We start from the raw sequence: 14,235 nt of genomic DNA, 5'->3' as shown, positions 1-14,235 counted from the left end.
ATTTTGATGCCGAAAATAAGAGAGCTCTCAGAAGTACTTGCTGATCAAATTGCTGCTGGAGAAGTTGTTGAAAGACCGGCTTCGGTAGTTAAGGAGCTTGTTGAAAATGCGATCGATGCTGGAAGTACACAAATTGATATAGTTGTCGAAGAGGCGGGTTTAAAAAAAATTCAAGTTATCGACAACGGTGAGGGGATCGCAGCTGAAGACGTAGAATTGGCTTTTAAACGTCACTCGACTAGTAAAATAACAAGTCGGGAAGACTTGTTTAGAATAAAAACACTTGGTTTTAGAGGGGAAGCACTTCCAAGTATTGCATCAGTTGCCGATGTGTATCTAGAAACAAGCACAGCTGCTGCCTCAGGAACTTTTTTGCATGTTAAAGGCGGCCAGCAACTCGAAAAGAAGACGAGCGCACGGCCAAAAGGAACTGAGATAACAGTTGCTGACCTGTTCTATAATACGCCAGCAAGGTTGAAATACTTGAAGAGTTTTCAAACAGAACTTGCAGCTATTTCTGATATTGTTAACCGTTTGGCATTAAGTCATAATAACATTGCGATTTCACTAAGTAATAACGGACATATTTTGCTGCAGACTGTAGGTAATGGTGACTTGCAGCAAACGATTAGTGCGATATACGGTGTAAAAAATGCCCGTCAGATGATTTCCTTTAATGGAAAGGATTTGGACTTTAAAATTGCTGGTTATATATCATTGCCTAAGTTGACTCGTGCGACTAAGAATTATATTAGTTTGTTATTGAATGGAAGGTACATTAAAAACTTTCAATTAAGCAATGCGATTATAAAAGGATATGGGTCAAAACTAATGGTTGGACGTTATCCCATTGCTGTAGTAAATATTACGCTTGATCCGCTTTTGGTTGATGTCAATGTCCATCCTACCAAACAGCAGGTACGTATAAGTAAAGAAGATCAATTATCACAATTATTGGCGAAATGTGTGTATGATCGCATAGCGCAGGAAAACTTGATTCCTGATGCTTTGAAGAATTTAAATCGAAAAACACGTCAAGAAATCAATATAGATCAGTTACAAATCGATTTGAATGAGTCTTCGCACGCCTACTATCATGATAAACCTGCATCAATGGAACAAGATAAGGTTTGGAAAGAAGAAACAGCTCATACAGAGACTGAACAAAGTGGTACTATTTCAAAAAATGATCCAAGTAAAGAAAATGAAGAAGAAATAAAGCCGGAACTTACTATTATTAAAGATAAAAGCAACATGGCGGACAAACTTAGTGCATGGGATAAAAAGTATCTTCAAGAAGTAGTAATGCAACCTACTCCTTCTCAAGAGGAGATAAGCCAAGCTCAACTTGCTGAACGGAACAATGGACAAGAAAATAAAAAGCTTCGTTTTCCTGAACTGACCTATATTGGGCAGATGCATGGAACTTACTTATTTGCTGAATCACAGGATGGCCTGTATATTATTGATCAGCATGCTGCACAGGAACGATGCAAGTATGAGTATTATCGTAAGAAAATAGGCGAGGTTGAACCGGATCAGCAAGATTTATTAGTGCCCATTATTCTTGACTATACGACAAGTGACTCACTTCTTATAAACGAGAATTTGTCGAAATTAGAGCAGTTAGGAATTACATTAGAGGACTTTGGTCCCAATAGCTATATTGTCAGACATCATCCAACTTGGTTTGAGGAAGGTCAAGAGGAAGATATTATTCGCGAATTGATTGACTATATTTTGAAAGATGGCAAGATAGATATTGCAAGTTATCGAGAAAAAACTGCGATTATGATGAGTTGCAAACGTTCGATCAAAGCTAATCACCATTTGGACGATAAACAGGCAAAAGCTCTGCTGGAACAGCTTAAAGCGTGTGAAAACCCGTTTAATTGCCCGCATGGGCGTCCTGTACTGGTACATTTTACTAATTCTGATATGGAACATATGTTTAAGCGAATCCAAGATCCTCATCAGAGCTTGAGAGAACAGTATTGATGTAATAACTTTAGAAGGGAAAACCAAATGTACGAATATTTCAGAGGTAAAATAACAGGAGTGACACCTTATTATATTGTGGTTGAAGTAGGCATGATTGGATATCAGGTCTATGTTTCCAATCCATTTCGGTATCAGGTTGATGAGCAGAACGAAAAAAAAGTGTATATTTACCAAGCTGTGAGAGAAAATGATATTACTCTTTTTGGGTTTTGGGATTTAAATGAGAAAACTATTTTTGTCAAACTTCTCAATGTTTCGGGAATAGGTCCTAAGAGTGCACTTGCTATCTTGGCAAATGATGATCATCAAGGATTGGTGACTGCCATTGATAGCGAAGATATCGGCTATCTAACCAAGTTTCCGGGTGTAGGAAAGAAAACAGCTAAACAAATTGTTCTAGATCTTAAAGGGAAAATGGGGGAAAAACTGGCACAAAAGGAACTAATTGGACAACAGAATTTGGAAATTTCAGCTCAAGCTGGTTCGAATCAATATCTGGAAGAAAGTATCGCAGCTTTGACTGCCTTAGGGTATACTAAAACAGAAGTTAAACGAATCAGCAAGCAGCTTGCGCAATTTTCTGGAAACTCTACGGATGAATATTTGCGTGAAGCATTAAGACTATTGATTAACAAATGATTTGAGGGGGTGTCTAAATGCCGGAGGATGACCGCATAGTATCAGGTGATTTAACCGATAATGAGCACGAGGATGATAGAGAAGGCTCTTTGCGGCCACGAATGTTCAATCAGTATATCGGACAAAAAGCGATCAAAGACGAACTTCAAGTGTATATCAAGGCTGCTTGTCAGAGGCAGGAAGCCTTAGATCATGTTTTATTGTATGGGCCTCCTGGTTTGGGGAAAACAACACTTGCAATAATTATTGCGAATGAGATGGATGTTGCGATTAAAACGACGAGCGGGCCAGCGATTGAACGACCTGGTGATCTAGTTGCACTGTTAAATGAATTAGAGGCAGGAGATGTTTTGTTCATTGATGAAATTCATCGGCTGCCTAAGATTGTAGAGGAAGTTTTGTATTCTGCGATGGAAGACTTTTATGTTGATATCGTTATTGGACAAGGTCCAACTGCACATCCAGTTCACTTCACGCTTCCGCCGTTTACTTTAATTGGCGCGACAACTCGTGCCGGCCTATTGTCGGCACCGCTCCGTGATCGTTTCGGAATTGTTGCACATATGAATTACTACACGGAAAACGAGCTTACTAAGATTGTAGAGCGATCAGCTGATATTTTTAAAACAACAATCAGCTTGAGCGGTGCTCATGAGATAGCAAGACGCTCACGTGGAACACCGCGGATTGCTAATCGTTTACTGAAAAGAGTACGTGACTTTGCCGAAGTTGCACATCAAGACAAGGTCGATACTTCAATTGTCCAGTACGCGCTGAATTTATTACGCGTGGATGACCATGGATTGGATGAGACAGATCGGAAGATGCTGGAAATGATGATCAATCTGTATGATGGCGGACCGGTTGGGGTAAGTACTATTGCAGCAAACATTGGAGAGGAAATTGAAACGGTTACTGAAATGATTGAACCATACCTTATGCAAAGCGGTTTTATTAAAAGAACACCGCGCGGAAGGATTGTAACACAAGCAGCTTATGAGCATCTAAGACTGCCATATTCTAAAAAACAATAGAAATAATTTTTTTGAAAAAGGGTGACAATTTTGTCAGAAGAACATTTAACTACAGAAGATTTTGATTATAATTTACCACAAGAATTGATTGCACAAACACCGTTGAAAGAGCGTGATCACTCGCGTATGTTGATTCTAGACAGCAAAACTGGGACTTATAAAGACGATGTATTCTATAATGTTATTGATCAGCTGAATGCTGGGGATGCTTTGGTAATGAACGATTCACGTGTGATGCCGGCTCGTATCTACGGTATTAAACCTGAAACCGGCGGACACATTGAAGTTCTCTTATTAAACAATACGCAGGGTGATGAGTGGGAAACACTCGTTAAGCCAGCTAAAAGGGCAAAAGTTGGTACGCGAATTAGCTTTGGAGATGGCAAGTTAAGTGCGGTTATCACCAAGGAATTAGAACACGGTGGACGTATGATTAAGTTTGAATATGAGGGGATTTTTATGGAAATTCTCGATGAATTAGGTGAGATGCCATTACCGCCTTATATCAAGGAAAAGCTTGATGATCCCGAGATGTATCAAACGGTTTATTCACGTGAAGTGGGTTCAGCGGCTGCACCGACTGCCGGTTTGCATTTCACCAAAGAACTGCTGCATAAGATTGAAGATAAGGGCGTTCATCTAGTATATCTAACATTGCATGTTGGTTTGGGTACTTTCAGACCAGTTAGTGTTGAAAACATTGAAGATCACAAAATGCACAGCGAGTTTTACCGTCTTTCCGAAGAATCCGCTAAAATATTAAATGATGTTCGCGCTAATGGCGGGAGAATTGTTGCAACCGGGACAACTAGTATCCGGACGCTTGAAACAATCGGGACAAAGTTTAAGGGTGAAATTCATGCAGATAGTGGCTGGACAGATATTTTTATTAAACCTGGTTATGATTGGAAAGTAGTCCAAGCTTTCATTACTAATTTTCATCTTCCAAAATCTACTTTAGTAATGTTAGTTTCAGCTTTTACAGGACGTAAAAATATTTTGAATGCTTACAAACATGCTGTTGAAGAAAAATATCGTTTCTTTAGTTTTGGAGATGCAATGTTTATTAAATAAGTATAATTAACAAAGAATGGAGAATTTTAATGACTGAACCAGCGATCAAATATCATTTGATCAAAAAAGAGAAGCATACTGGAGCACGCTTAGGCGAAATTATAACTCCGCACGGAACGTTTCCGACACCGATGTTTATGCCAGTGGGAACACAGGCATCTGTAAAGTCGCTGGCACCGGAAGAGCTAGATGCAATGGGAGCTAATATTATTCTCTCAAATACTTATCATCTGTGGTTGCGCCCCGGAGAAGAAATTGTGAAAGAAGCAGGCGGGCTGCATAAATTTATGAATTGGAATAAGGGAATACTTACTGACTCTGGTGGATTTCAAGTGTTTTCATTAGCTAAAATGCGTGATATTACCGAGGAAGGTGTGCATTTTAGAAGTCATTTAAGCGGCGAAAAACTGTTTCTTTCACCGGAAAAAGCAATTCAAATTGAAAATGCATTAGGTGCAGACATTATGATGAGCTTTGATGAATGCCCACCATTTTTTGAAAGTTATGACTATATTAAAAAATCAGTTGAACGGACCAGTCGCTGGGCAGAAAGAGGTTTGAAGGCGCATCAGAATGCTGAAAAGCAAGGCTTATTCGGAATTGTTCAAGGCGGTGGGCATAAGGAACTTAGAGCGCAGAGTGCCCACGACTTGGTTTCAATGGATTTTCCAGGGTATTCGATTGGCGGTCTTTCAGTTGGCGAGAGTAAGTCAGAGATGAATCATGTTCTTTCGTTTACGACGCCGATGCTGCCTGAAAACAAACCGCGCTATCTAATGGGAGTTGGTTCAGCAGATGCATTAATTGATGGTGTGATTCGAGGAATAGATATGTTTGATTGTGTTCTTCCAACAAGAATAGCTCGTAATGGTAGCTGTATGACCTCACATGGTAGGCTTGTTGTAAAAAATGCAGTCTATGCCCACGATTTCCGGCCAATAGATGATAATTGTAATTGTTATACTTGCCGTAATTTCTCGCGAGCTTATATTCGTCATTTAATTAAAGCAGATGAAACATTTGGGTTAAGACTAACCAGTTACCATAATCTCTATTTTCTAATACACTTAATGCAACAGGTACGACAGGCAATTATGGATGATAATCTGCTTGAGTTTAGAGAAAACTTTTTTGAGGAATATGGATTTAATAGCGAAAACAGCCGGAACTTCTAAAAAATTTGGCTAAATGCCTAGTCAGTAGCTTAAATCTTTGTTAAAGTTATATTTGTGCAGGTTTTATAGATGGGAGTGAAAAAAATGAATGGATCATTACCAACGATTATAATGTTCGTTGCTTTGATAGGTTTGATGTATTTTATGATGATCAGGCCCCAAAAAAAGCAGCAGCAAAAACGTCAAGAGATGATGAGTAATCTGAAGAAGGGTGACGCTGTTATCACAATTGGAAGATTGCACGGAGTGATCGATAGCATAAATAATGCTGACCATACCGTGACTCTTGATTGTGACGGAATCTTTTTAACATTCGAACAATCTGCTATTGCAAGCGTTATACCTGCAAAAACAAATGGTGGAGAAATAGTTGAGAAGAGTACTCAGTCGACAGATACTCAAAGCACGGAAGAAGTAACTGAAAAAAATGCTTCCGAAGATGATGAAAAGAAGAGTTGAAAATAATAATAGGGAAAGTGATGCTTAAAGGTCAATTCTTGTAAGCACACTTTTTTATTTTTTCTGTGTAGAGAAAATATAGGAAATTAAATTTTGATTAGTTAAAACCAGACCGATGTTTGATAAATTGTCCTTTTCTTAATGCTATAATAAGCTTTAATATATATTAATCATGAGCTGCGACTAATGTATATCTAGAATACAAAGTGAAATATAAACTGTCCTTATGCGAAAAATTAACAATAAAATAATTTTTTGTTACACTCGAACGAGATTAAAATATACAACGTTTATTTTTAAATGAAATTTAATGAAAGCTTTTTTAAAATTTGACAATTTAGTCCGAGTGTAATACTATTCAATCATCGAATATTTTGATGTTCGAAATACTTTTTTGGAAGAGTGAGGTGACAAATGTGGTGCTTATGGATGCACAAGAAATTATGGATTTGATTCCTAATCGCTTTCCAATAATCTATATTGACTATGTTGACGAACTGAAAGCTGGCGAATCGATTGTTGCTACAAAAAATGTGACAATCAATGAATCCTTCTTCAGAGGTCATTTTCCAGGTAACCCTGTAATGCCAGGTGTGTTAATTATCGAAACTCTGGCACAGGCAGCTTCGATTTTAATTCTAAAATCGCCTGAATTTGTTGGAAAAACTGCTTATCTCGGGGCGATTCACAAAGCTAAGTTTCGTCGAGTTGTTCGACCAGGTGATGTGCTTAAACTACATATTACCTTGACTAAAAAACGGGAAAATATGGGAATCGTAGAAACGAAAGCAGTTGTTGATGGAAAAACAGCGTGTGCAGCTGAACTGATGTTTATCGTGGCAAATCGAGACGAAAAAATCTAAATTTAGAATTTGTATTTCGTTTTGATATTGTTAGTTAAATTGAGGTTGGATAAGGACGGACATTGAACACATGGAAAATCGGGTAAAAACAATCAATGATTCCCTTGTAAGAATTTATAATGATATTCTTTGGATTGAGGAACATGAATTAAAAAGAAGTCATTTTAAAGACGTCTCTATCAAAGAAATGCATGCGATCAATGCAATAACGATGTACGATAAAAAAACGGCATCGCAAGTGGCAAAAGAATTGCACTTGACACCAGGTACACTTACTTCAACCATTGATCGTTTAAATAAGAAAAATTATGTAACACGGATACGGTGCAGTGATGACCGTCGTGTTGTCCGTTTAGGATTGACCAAGAAGGGACGCCTTATGTATCGGGCACATGATGCTTTTCACCGTATGATGGTACGGAGCTTTTTAAAAGATCTTGACCCAGAAGAAATAAAAACAATTGAAAAAGCAGTATGTAACCTAGAGGACTTTCTTAGGGAGCATTCATAGATTAAGGAGTAGACAGCATATTGGGAACAATCAAAGTTGTCAAGACTGCTCACTATGTTCCACCTAAAGTTGTGACTAATGATGACTTGAGTAAAATCATGGATACTTCGGACGAGTGGATTAGTAGTCGGACAGGTATTAAGCAGCGACATATCAGTATTGATGAAAATACATCACAGTTGTGTACTAAAGTAGCTAAGCAGCTACTTGAAAAAAGCGGCTGGGATGTCGAATCAATTGATTTGCTGATAATTGCCACAATGTCACCGGATAGCTATACGCCCGCAACTGCTGCGTTAGTCCAAGGCAATATTGGAGCAGACAAAGCACTGGCTTTTGACATCAGCGCCGCGTGTTCTGGTTTTATCTATGGATTAAACGTAGCTGAAAAATTTATGACATCTTCCGGTTCAGCTTGCAAAAGAGTAATGTTGATCGGAGGAGAAGATTTATCAAAAGTCATTGACTGGTCAGACAGAACGACAGCTGTTCTATTTGGAGACGGGGCTGCAGGCGTTTTATTAGAACAAAAAGAGGAAAGTGCTAGTTGCTTTATTTCCTCAAGCTTGCATACTTACGGCGAACTGGGCAACAAACTAGAAGCTGGTCAGACAGATCCGCTGGTTTCATTTCCAGTAGCAAGTGATCATAAAATTAAGGCTTTTTCGATGTCTGGAAGAGATGTTTACAAGTTTGCAACTCATAAAGTTCCAGTATCGATTGAAGAGGCAGTTGAAAGAGCTGGTTTGACTTTAGATCAGATTGACTATTTTGTTTTGCATCAGGCAAATTCGCGTATAGTTGCACAGATTGCAAAGCGCTTGGATCAACCTTCAGCAAAATTTCCGATGAATATTGCTAAATATGGAAACACTTCCGCTGCAAGTGTACCGCTTCTTTTGGATGAACTTGTTTCTAACAAGGTGATCAAACGTGGTCAAATAATTGCAATGAGTGGTTTTGGCGGAGGATTAACAGTAGGAACGCAAATTATCAAATACTAATTAGGAGTGTAATTAATAATGACAGAACAAGAAATTTTTGGAAAAGTAAAAGATATCGTGGTTGAACAATTAGATGTAGATGCAGATAAGGTAAAGATGGACTCAGATATCAAAGAAGACCTTGAAGCAGATAGTTTAGATGTTTTTGAAATTATGAATGAACTTGAAGATGAATTAGACATCAAGCTCGAAGCTGATGAAGGCGTAAAAACAATCAAAGATGTTGTTGAATATGTAAAAAAAGAAGTCGACGCAAAATAATTTAATGGAGATCTTGGATTTATGAAAATAGGCTTTTTATTTAGTGGACAGGGTGCACAATACAGCAATATGGGGCTTGATTTATATGAGTCAGACTCGATTTATCGGGAGACTGTTGAACAGGCGTCTGCGTTGACAGGGATGGACCTTGGTACTATTTACCGCAACGAGAATAATGAGTTAGCACAGACTGTTTATGTTCAACCTGCAATCGTTACGATGAGTTTAGGGATAACTCGAATGCTTAAAAGAGATCTTCCTCAGCTTGATGTTCGTGGAATGGTGGGCTTGAGCTTGGGTGAATATTCAGCGTTGATAGCTGCAGATAGTTTGGATTTTGAAAATGGCATGCGCGTTTTAAAAGATCGTGCAATGTATATGCAAAGTGATGCAGAAAAAACTGACGGTGCAATGGCGGCTGTTATGAAAACAGATATTGACGTTATCGAAAATATTTGCAAAAAAGCAAGCAATGGATCAGAGGTTGTTTGTCCTGCAAATTATAATTCACCTAAACAAGTTGTCATAGGCGGAAATAAGGCGGCTGTTGATCGTGCGATCAAGCTATTTCATGAGCAAGAAATTAAAAATGTTATTCCATTAAAGGTTAGCGGGGCGTTCCATACCCCGCTTTTTAAAAAGGCAAGTTCCTTAATGGGAAAACGTCTTGCAAATGTGCAGTTTGAAAAGACGACTGTTCCAGTTATTAGCAATACGACTGCACAGCCGTTTGCACCAGAAAAATCAAGGGAAATATTAACACGGCAGCTGACATCTCCGACACATTTTCATCAATGTGTTGACTATATGATTAATAACTTAGAAATCGATACAGTTGTTGAAATAGGGCCTGGTCAAACTTTGAGTAAGTTTACTAAGCAAATTGACAAGAAAATAGAACGCTATCATATAGATAACCAAAGTAATTATCAAAAATTTATTGAAGCAAGTCGAGGCTGATAACATGGATCTTAAAGGAAAAAATGTTTTTGTTACTGGCAGTTCGCGTGGAATCGGAGCAGCAATTGCACTTCAATTTGCGAAAGAGGGCTGCAATGTTGTATTAAACGGTCGTAAAAATGTTTCAGATGAGCTGATAGAAAAAATTGAAGCACAAGGCGTGAAATGTAAAGTTGCATTAGGTGATGTTTCTCAAAGTGACGATGCCAAAAGAATGCAGACGGAAATTTTTGAAGAATTTGATAATCTTGATGTTCTGGTTAACAATGCTGGAATTACAGCAGATAAGTTGATGATCGGAATGAAAGAAAAAGACTTTCGCCGTGTTATTGAAACTAACTTAATTGGCACTTTTAATGTAACTCAAGGGATTTTGAAGAAAATGTCCCGTCAGAGAAGCGGTGTTATTATTAATCTAGCTAGTGTTGTTGGGCTGCATGGCAATCTTGGACAGGCAAATTATGCTGCCAGTAAAGCAGGTATTATCGGGTTAACAAAGACGATCGCGCGCGAAGGCGCCTTACGCGGCGTTCGCTGCAATGCAATCGCACCAGGAATGATCAATAGTGATATGACGGCTGAAGTGAGCCAGAAAATCAAGGATCAAATGGTAAAAGACATTCCGCTTCAGCGTTTTGGCGAACCAGTTGAAGTGGCCGAAACCGCAGTTTTCTTGGCCAAAAGCGATTATATTACGGGACAAGTTATAACGATTGATGGTGGAATGACGATCTAGGAGGGTTTTATCGATGAGTAGAGTGGTAATTACTGGAATGGGTGCCGTTACTCCGGTAGGTAACGATACAGCTACATTTCTTAAAAATATTTTTGCTGGAAAAATTGGATTTGATAAAATCAGCAAGTTTGATGCAAGCGAAACAGGAATCACTGTGGCTGCAGAAGTTAAAGATTTTGATCCGAAACTTCGTGTTGGCAAGAAGGCAGCTAAGCGAATGGATCTATTTTCGCAATATGCTGTTGACAGTGCTATCGCTGCGGTCGAACAAGCTGGTATTAACAGTGAAAACACTGATGATTACGATATGGGTGTGATTTATGGTTCTGGGATTGGTGGTTTAACTACAATTCAAGAACAGGTAACAAAGATGAACAGCAAGGGGCCTCAAAGAGTGTCGCCATTATTTGTTCCGACATCGATCGTAAATATGGCTGCTGGTAATATTGCGTTGCGTTTCAAGGCAAAGAATATATGTACTGCAATCGTTACGGCTTGTTCTTCAGGTACCAATGCAATCGGTGAAGCCTATCGTCAGATAAAAGATGGCAGAGCTAAAGTAATGCTGACTGGTGGTTCCGAAGCATCAGTTAATGAAATCGGTATTGCAGGTTTTGCTGCCCTGACAGCACTTTCCAAAGAAGAAGATCCTTATCGAGCTTCACTGCCATTTGATGAAGATCGTTCCGGCTTTGTTATGGGTGAAGGCGGAGCAACACTCGTTCTTGAAAGTTTGGAGCATGCAAAAGAACGTGGTGCAAGAATTTTAGGCGAGGTTGTTGGATATGGAAGCACTTGTGATGCATTCCATATGACTTCCCCAGATCCGACAGGTGAGGGAGCCGCACGCGCGATGCAGCAGGCAATTTCTGAAGCAGGGGTAACACCTGAAGACATTGGCTACATCAATGCCCATGGCACAGCAACACACGCTAATGATTCAGGCGAAGCTAAGGCCATTAATCGTGTCTTTGGAGTCGACAGCCCTGTCAGAGTAAGCAGCACTAAGAGTATGACAGGTCATTTGCTTGGGGCTGCAGGAGCTGTTGAGGCCGTTATTACGGTTGCAGCACTTGAACAAAGCGAACTACCAGCAAATGTTGGGCTAAAGAAGCAAGATCCTGAATGCCATGTCAACGTTGTGACAGAAAATGCCGAAAGTGCACCAGATCTTGAGTATGCAATCAGCAACTCGCTAGGTTTTGGTGGACACAATGCGGTATTAGCATTTAGAAAATGGAGTGAATAGGGTTGAATTATAAAGAAATACAAGAATTGATTGCTGATTTCAATGATTCGCCTAGCCGTGAATTAGAAATCACTACGGAAGATTTTCATATTCGTTTAAGTAAAAATAAAGTTTCACAACCGATTGTACAAGCACCAACAGGAATTGAGAATGGACCAAAAACTGCAAATAAACAAGTTTCTCCTGCGGAAGAAACAAAAGTTAAAAAACCAGAAAAAACGATTGATTCCCCGATGGTTGGAAGTGTCTATCTTCAATCTGAACCCACTAAACCGCCGTTCGTTAAGGCAGGAAATCATGTTCATAAAGGCGACGTGGTTTGCATCATTGAAGCAATGAAAATGATGACAGAAATCAAGAGTGAGGTTGCAGGTGTTATTTCTAAAGTCTTAGTAAATAACGAAGAATTAGTTGAATTTGGACAACCACTTTTTGAAGTTGAGGAGGCATAAACAATAAAATGGTTTTAGATGTGACTGAAATACAAAAAATCATTCCTCATCGCTATCCAATGCTGCTGATAGATCGCGTTGATGAACTTGTTCCAGGTGAAATGGCGGTAGCGAAAAGAAATGTGACAATTCATGAAGAGGTCTTTAACGGACATTTTCCAAGTAATCCTGTGATGCCCGGTGCTTTGATCGTTGAGGCGTTGGCTCAGACAGGTGCGGTTGCACTGTTGACTTTACCTGATTTTAAGGGTAAGACTGCTTATTTTGGCGGAATCAAGGAAGCCAAGTTTCGACGTGTTGTTCGTCCAGGAGATACGTTGCGCCTGGAGGTCAAATTAGAAAAAATCAGAAATAACGTTGGTTTAGGAAAAGGTCTTGCGACAGTTGAGGGTAAGAAAGTATGTACTGCAGAATTGACGTTTATGATTGGTTAAAGTTAGGGGTGATTTGATGTTTAAAAAGGTTCTAGTAGCTAATCGCGGTGAAATTGCCGTTCGCATCATTCGCTCACTAAAAGAGTTAGGAATCAAGTCAGTAGCAATCTATTCTGATGTTGATCGTGAAAGTTTGCATGTTCAATTGGCTGATGAGGCTGTTTGTGTCGGAACTGCTCGTCCGCAAGCGTCATATTTAAATATGAAAAATATTTTAAGTGCAGCAGTCGGAACAGGAGCAGAAGCAATTCACCCGGGTTTTGGTTTTTTGTCGGAAAACAGCCAATTTGTCGAAATGTGTGAAGCATGCGGCATCACTTTTATCGGACCTAAATCGGAAACGATCGACTTGATGGGAAATAAGGCAAACGCGCGCGAACAGATGCGAGCAAGCGGTGTGCCAGTTATTCCTGGTAGTGAAGGTTTTGTCGATAATACTGATGATGCTCGAAGGATTGCGAATAAAGTCGGTTATCCAATATTGCTGAAAGCTGCTGCCGGTGGCGGCGGTAAAGGTATCCGAAGAGTTGATAGTGAAGAACAATTACAAAACAATTTTGAGGAAGCACAGCAAGAGGCCGTTGTGTCTTTTGGTGATTCAAGAATGTATTTGGAAAAAATCATGGAAGATGTTAAGCATATTGAGGTTCAAATTTTTCGTGATAAACAAGGTAATGCAGTCTACTTCCCTGAACGTGATTGTTCTGTTCAACGAAACAAGCAGAAAGTTATCGAAGAAAGTCCATGTGAGCTGATTACAGAAGATCAGCGTAATTTCTTGGGCAAGATAGCAGTCAGGGCTGCTAACGCGATTAATTATGTTAATACAGGAACAATTGAATTCTTGATGGATAAGGAGCATAATTTCTATTTTATGGAAATGAATACTCGTATCCAAGTTGAGCATACAGTTACGGAAATGGTTACAAGTATTGACTTGGTAAAAGCACAAGTTAGTGTGGCTGCTGGCGAAGAATTACCGTTTAAACAAGCAGATATTCATTGTCAGGGTCATGCGATTGAGTGTCGTATTAATGCTGAAGATCCAGCAAAGAATTTTGCCCCGTCAGTTGGAAAAGTTAAATATTTGTATTTTCCTGTCGGAAATTTAGGGATGCGGATTGATTCGGCTTTATACGCTGGTGTCAAAATTTCGCCCTTCTATGACTCAATGGTAGCTAAGGTTATTGCCTTGGGGAATGACCGCAATGAAGCGATTCAAAAAATTAAACGGCTTTTAAATGAGATGCTGATTGATGGTATCACAACGAATCAAGCGTTCCATTTAGCGCTGCTTGATGACGATACTTTTAAGAACGGACGAGTGACGACTGATTATCTTGAGAAATCCTTCCTACCAAGGTGGAAGAAGGAGGATTAGGT

At 39.3% G+C, this 14,235-nt stretch carries 16 protein-coding genes; all 16 read left to right on the top strand.

All coding sequences use genetic code 11. The features are described from left to right. Positions 1–6 precede the first annotated feature (6 nt). The 16 genes from mutL to accC all read left to right on the top strand — a co-directional run bounded on the left by mutL (position 7) and on the right by accC (position 14,233). The gene (mutL, locus tag FD20_RS01255) at positions 7–1,998 is read left to right on the top strand and encodes a DNA mismatch repair endonuclease MutL (RefSeq protein ID WP_057735750.1); all 1,992 of its coding nucleotides are present in this window, start codon (positions 7–9) and stop codon (positions 1,996–1,998) included. 27 nt (positions 1,999–2,025) lie between these two features. Continuing rightward, positions 2,026–2,640 (top strand): Holliday junction branch migration protein RuvA, encoded by a 615-nt coding sequence (gene ruvA, locus FD20_RS01250; RefSeq protein WP_057735748.1) that lies wholly within the window; start codon positions 2,026–2,028, stop codon positions 2,638–2,640. 17 nt (positions 2,641–2,657) lie between these two features. Continuing rightward, entirely contained in the window at positions 2,658–3,674 is a 1,017-nt protein-coding gene (gene ruvB / locus FD20_RS01245; RefSeq protein WP_057735747.1) for a Holliday junction branch migration DNA helicase RuvB, read from the top strand. Positions 3,675–3,704: 30 nt separating this feature from the next. Next, on the top strand, positions 3,705–4,748 hold the full coding sequence (queA, locus tag FD20_RS01240) for a tRNA preQ1(34) S-adenosylmethionine ribosyltransferase-isomerase QueA (protein ID WP_057735746.1): 1,044 nt from the start codon (positions 3,705–3,707) through the stop codon (positions 4,746–4,748). 29 nt (positions 4,749–4,777) lie between these two features. Beyond that, complete coding sequence (tgt, locus tag FD20_RS01235) at positions 4,778–5,923, top strand: tRNA guanosine(34) transglycosylase Tgt (protein ID WP_057735744.1); 1,146 nt, start codon at positions 4,778–4,780, stop codon at positions 5,921–5,923. Between the two features lie 84 nt (positions 5,924–6,007). Then, positions 6,008–6,382, top strand: a complete 375-nt coding sequence (yajC, locus tag FD20_RS01230; RefSeq protein ID WP_057735894.1) for a preprotein translocase subunit YajC — start codon at positions 6,008–6,010, stop codon at positions 6,380–6,382. 416 nt (positions 6,383–6,798) lie between these two features. After that, positions 6,799–7,245, top strand: a complete 447-nt coding sequence (gene fabZ / locus FD20_RS01225) for a 3-hydroxyacyl-ACP dehydratase FabZ (protein ID WP_034987865.1) — start codon at positions 6,799–6,801, stop codon at positions 7,243–7,245. A 70-nt stretch (positions 7,246–7,315) separates the two neighbouring features. After that, positions 7,316–7,756 carry a MarR family winged helix-turn-helix transcriptional regulator gene (locus FD20_RS01220; RefSeq protein ID WP_057735743.1) on the top strand — a complete coding sequence of 147 codons (441 nt, stop codon included), beginning with the start codon at positions 7,316–7,318 and terminating at the stop codon, positions 7,754–7,756. A 20-nt stretch (positions 7,757–7,776) separates the two neighbouring features. Continuing rightward, a complete protein-coding gene (locus FD20_RS01215) occupies positions 7,777–8,760 on the top strand; it encodes a beta-ketoacyl-ACP synthase III (protein ID WP_057735741.1) in 984 nt (327 codons plus the stop codon). Positions 8,761–8,778: 18 nt separating this feature from the next. After that, entirely contained in the window at positions 8,779–9,021 is a 243-nt protein-coding gene (locus tag FD20_RS01210; protein ID WP_057735739.1) for an acyl carrier protein, read from the top strand. Between the two features lie 21 nt (positions 9,022–9,042). Further along, a complete protein-coding gene (locus tag FD20_RS01205) occupies positions 9,043–9,981 on the top strand; it encodes an ACP S-malonyltransferase (RefSeq protein WP_057735738.1) in 939 nt (312 codons plus the stop codon). Between the two features lie 4 nt (positions 9,982–9,985). Then, the gene (fabG, locus tag FD20_RS01200) at positions 9,986–10,717 is read left to right on the top strand and encodes a 3-oxoacyl-[acyl-carrier-protein] reductase (RefSeq protein ID WP_057735736.1); all 732 of its coding nucleotides are present in this window, start codon (positions 9,986–9,988) and stop codon (positions 10,715–10,717) included. Between the two features lie 13 nt (positions 10,718–10,730). Next, positions 10,731–11,966, top strand: coding sequence for a beta-ketoacyl-ACP synthase II (gene fabF / locus FD20_RS01195; protein ID WP_057735735.1), 1,236 nt, complete (start codon positions 10,731–10,733; stop codon positions 11,964–11,966). 2 nt (positions 11,967–11,968) lie between these two features. Next, entirely contained in the window at positions 11,969–12,418 is a 450-nt protein-coding gene (gene accB / locus FD20_RS01190; RefSeq protein WP_057735733.1) for an acetyl-CoA carboxylase biotin carboxyl carrier protein, read from the top strand. Positions 12,419–12,426: 8 nt separating this feature from the next. Beyond that, complete coding sequence (gene fabZ, locus FD20_RS01185) at positions 12,427–12,852, top strand: 3-hydroxyacyl-ACP dehydratase FabZ (RefSeq protein WP_057735732.1); 426 nt, start codon at positions 12,427–12,429, stop codon at positions 12,850–12,852. Between the two features lie 16 nt (positions 12,853–12,868). Then, positions 12,869–14,233, top strand: coding sequence for an acetyl-CoA carboxylase biotin carboxylase subunit (accC, locus tag FD20_RS01180; protein ID WP_057735730.1), 1,365 nt, complete (start codon positions 12,869–12,871; stop codon positions 14,231–14,233). The last annotated feature ends 2 nt before the right edge of the window (positions 14,234–14,235 follow it).

The sequence above is a fragment of the Liquorilactobacillus uvarum DSM 19971 genome (assembly GCF_001434935.1).
GTDB classification, from domain to species: Bacteria; Bacillota; Bacilli; order Lactobacillales; family Lactobacillaceae; genus Liquorilactobacillus; species Liquorilactobacillus uvarum.
The sequence above is the reverse complement of the archived record's forward strand: the minus strand, read 5'-3'. Positions and strand labels throughout refer to the sequence as shown.

What these genes read in the sequence shown, in the direction of transcription:
- FD20_RS01220 (WP_057735743.1), top strand. Translation starts at nt 7,316, where the DNA reads ATGGAAAATCGGGTAAAAACAATCAATGATTCCCTTGTAAGAATTTAT.
- FD20_RS01205 (WP_057735738.1), top strand. Translation starts at nt 9,043, where the DNA reads ATGAAAATAGGCTTTTTATTTAGTGGACAGGGTGCACAATACAGCAAT.
- yajC (WP_057735894.1), top strand. Translation starts at nt 6,008, where the DNA reads ATGAATGGATCATTACCAACGATTATAATGTTCGTTGCTTTGATAGGT.
- mutL (WP_057735750.1), top strand. Translation starts at nt 7, where the DNA reads ATGCCGAAAATAAGAGAGCTCTCAGAAGTACTTGCTGATCAAATTGCT.
- ruvA (WP_057735748.1), top strand. Translation starts at nt 2,026, where the DNA reads ATGTACGAATATTTCAGAGGTAAAATAACAGGAGTGACACCTTATTAT.
- fabZ (WP_057735732.1), top strand. Translation starts at nt 12,427, where the DNA reads ATGGTTTTAGATGTGACTGAAATACAAAAAATCATTCCTCATCGCTAT.
- tgt (WP_057735744.1), top strand. Translation starts at nt 4,778, where the DNA reads ATGACTGAACCAGCGATCAAATATCATTTGATCAAAAAAGAGAAGCAT.
- accC (WP_057735730.1), top strand. Translation starts at nt 12,869, where the DNA reads ATGTTTAAAAAGGTTCTAGTAGCTAATCGCGGTGAAATTGCCGTTCGC.
- fabF (WP_057735735.1), top strand. Translation starts at nt 10,731, where the DNA reads ATGAGTAGAGTGGTAATTACTGGAATGGGTGCCGTTACTCCGGTAGGT.
- fabG (WP_057735736.1), top strand. Translation starts at nt 9,986, where the DNA reads ATGGATCTTAAAGGAAAAAATGTTTTTGTTACTGGCAGTTCGCGTGGA.
- ruvB (WP_057735747.1), top strand. Translation starts at nt 2,658, where the DNA reads ATGCCGGAGGATGACCGCATAGTATCAGGTGATTTAACCGATAATGAG.
- FD20_RS01210 (WP_057735739.1), top strand. Translation starts at nt 8,779, where the DNA reads ATGACAGAACAAGAAATTTTTGGAAAAGTAAAAGATATCGTGGTTGAA.